Origin of the sequence: Streptomyces sp. SID1328, assembly GCF_009865595.1 — a bacterium.
GTDB classification, from domain to species: Bacteria; Actinomycetota; Actinomycetes; order Streptomycetales; family Streptomycetaceae; genus Streptomyces; species Streptomyces griseoluteus.
Genome location: NZ_WWKH01000640.1, coordinates 1 through 2976 on the forward strand (window position 1 = coordinate 1; position 2976 = coordinate 2976).

2 protein-coding genes and 1 pseudogene are annotated in these 2976 nt (G+C 70.5%); all 3 read right to left on the reverse strand.

Annotated features, from left to right (window positions below; genetic code table 11):
* Positions 1-414, reverse strand: a pseudogene (locus tag GT030_RS20815) (ParA family protein); the annotation flags it as partial.
* A gap of 415 nt (positions 415-829) precedes the next feature.
* The gene (ald, locus tag GT030_RS20820; protein WP_161202397.1) at positions 830-1945 is read right to left on the reverse strand and encodes an alanine dehydrogenase; all 1116 of its coding nucleotides are present in this window, start codon (positions 1943-1945) and stop codon (positions 830-832) included.
* Between the two features lie 149 nt (positions 1946-2094).
* A partial coding sequence (locus GT030_RS20825) for a tetratricopeptide repeat protein (protein WP_161202396.1) occupies positions 2095-2976 on the reverse strand: 882 nt, incomplete at its 5' end.

The following is a 2976-nucleotide window of genomic DNA, read 5'->3' on the forward strand; positions in this document are numbered from 1 at the left end:
CGTGGTCTTGCCGACGCCGCCCTTCTGGTTGCACATGGCGATGATCTTCGCGGGGCCGTGGTCGGTCAGCGGGCCCGGGATCGGGAAGTACGGCAGCGGGCGCCCGGTCGGGCCGACGCGCTCACGGCGCTGGCGGGCCGCGTCGGGCGCGAGCGTGGCCGCGTACTCCGGATCGGGCTCGTACTCGGCGTCGGGGTCGTAGAAGTGCCCCTCGGGCAGTTCGTCGTAGTCGGCGAAGTGGTTGCGGGGCGCGCCACTTCCGTCGCCGGCCATGGCGTTCACGTGTTGGCCATCCATGCTCTGGTGTGCTCTCCGGGCCGTCTGCGGTACCGGACTCTGGTGGGCTGCGAAGGTGCGCACCGCGACGGAGCCGACGGCCTCGTGTCCCTCGGGACCCTGGCCCTCTCCGCGCAATCCTGGTCGACCACCTCCGGGAGAAAATGTCGACTCATTCACAAGTCGTCTTACCTCCTTGGTGACCAGGAAACTTCTAGACAAGGTCAGCGTGGCACCATGCCGACGGTTGGCGACTCTATGGCGTGTCGGCGGTCCGCAGCAACACAATCCGCCGGACCCGGCACGATGTGTCGACAATGAAACATCCCGCTGTCAAGGGCGTACGGCCGTCGCACAGCAGGTTTCACCGGTGTGCGAATCGGTCCAAGCGTTACGTTCGAGGCGAGTTGACCTAGCGTCGCAAAGTGACCATACACACATCCGGCCGGACCTTGTCGGGCAAGGTCCGGCCGGGTTCGCGGTGTTGACGATCCATGTTGACGAATCGCCTTTTCCGCGCGGGCGACTTGGTGCTTCGGCGTCGCCCTGGAGGTCAGCCGATCAGGGTCTCGATCGCCACGTGCTCCAGGCCGTGCGCCTCGGCGACCTCCTTGTAGACGACCTTGCCGTCATGGGTGTTGAGGCCGCGGGCGAGCGCCTCGTCCCGGCGCAGCGCCTCGACCCAGCCGTTGTTGGCGAGCGAGACGATGTACGGGAGCGTCGCGTTGGTGAGCGCGTTGGTGGAGGTGTTGGGCACCGCGCCGGGCATGTTGGCGACGCAGTAGAAGACCGAGTTGTGCACCCGGAAGGTCGGCTCGGCGTGCGTGGTGGGACGGGAGTCCTCGAAGCAGCCGCCCTGGTCGATGGCGATGTCGACAAGGACACTTCCGGGCTTCATCCGCGACACCAGCTCGTTGGTGACCAGCTTCGGGGCCTTGGCACCCGGGATGAGGACGGCACCGATGACGAGGTCCGCGTCGAGGACGGCCTTCTCCAGCTCGAAGGCGTTGGACATGATCGCCTTGACCTTGCTGCCGAAGATCCGGTCGGCCTCGCGCAGCTTGTTGATGTCGCGGTCCAGCAGGGTGACCTCGAAGCCCATGCCGACGGCGATCTGGGTGGCGTTCCAGCCGGAGACACCGCCGCCGATGACGACGGCCTTGGCCGGGGTCACGCCCGGCACGCCGCCGGGGAGCACACCGCGGCCGCCGGCCGGGCGCATCAGGTGGTAGGCGCCGACCTGCGGGGCGAGCCGGCCCGCGACCTCGGACATCGGGGCGAGCAGCGGCAGCGCGCGGTTCGTCAGCTCGACGGTCTCGTACGCGATCGCCGTGGTGCCGGACTCCAGCAGCGCGTCGGTGCACTCGCGGGAGGCGGCCAGGTGCAGGTAGGTGAAGAGGATCTGGTCCTTGCGCAGGCGGTGGTACTCCTCCGCGACCGGCTCCTTCACCTTCAGCAGCAGGTCGGCTTCGGCCCACACCTGGTCGGCGGAGTCGAGGATGCCGGCGCCGGCGGCGATGTACTCCTCGTCCGTGATCGAGGAGCCGAGACCGGCGCCCCGCTCGATGACGACCTGGTGGCCGTTACGCACCAGCTCGTGCACGCCGGCGGGGGTGATGGCCACCCGGAACTCGTTGTTCTTGACCTCGCGGGGGATGCCGACCTTCACGTCGATCACGGTCCTTGGCTCAGGGGGTATGGGGGGGTGCACTGAAAGACATACCCGGGCGTGCCGGGGCACACCGGGAGACACCGCAGGAGAACGTGCGGCAGAGCCAGTCTAATGAAGGCGTTCCGCGTGTCTAGCCTTCCATTGCATCAATCTTCATTGGATGCACTACGGATTTCGCAGGCACCTGAGCGATGGGGGTTCGATTCCCCCGGCTCTCCGTCGGCGGCGGTCCCGGTGGCCGCCTCCTCTTCCAGCATGCGCTCGGCCGCCGCGCGGTGCAGTTGGGCGGCCGTGGGGTCGCCGAGCCGGTCCAGGGTGTCGGCCAGCCGCAGCTGCAGCGCGGCGAGCAGCCGGGTGTCCTCCGCGCGCCGCGCCCACTCCACCGCCTCCTGGCAGGTGCGCAGGCACTCCTCGGGCCGCCCGGCGTACTCCTGGACGCGGGCCAGCTCGCTCAGGGCGCGGGCGTGGGCCGCGATGTCGCCCTCCTTGCGGTACCCGGCGAGGGCCGCCCGCCAGTTGCGCTGCGCCTCGCCGTACCGGCCCGCGTAGGTGTGGGCGGTGGCGATACGGCCGTAGAGCCGGGCGGCCTCGGCGCGCTCGCCGCGGGCGAGGCGCTGGGACAGGGCGCGGCCGAACCAGTCCGCGGCCCGGTCGTGGTCGCCCAGCTCCTGGTGGGCGCCGCCTACGGATTCCATCGCGCGGCCGGTGGCGTAGGGGTCGTTCGCCTCGCGTCCGGCGTCCAGCGCGGCCCGGTAGCGGGCCAGCGCGGCGCGGGTGCGGCCGGTCTGGGCGTCCACGTCGCCGAGGTTCAGCAGGGCGGCGGCCTTCTCGCGGGGCAGTCCGCGCCGCTCGGCGACATCGAGGACCAGGCCGTGGATGCCGTACAGGTCGGGGGCGGCGGCCCCGGTGCCGAAGTGGGCGACCATGGCGCGCACGAGCTGGGACATCAGGCGGCGGGCCAGGGTGTCCAGCTCGCCGTCGGCCACCGCGAGCCGGGCAGCGGCCAGCAGTGCCGGGCGCCGGGCGGT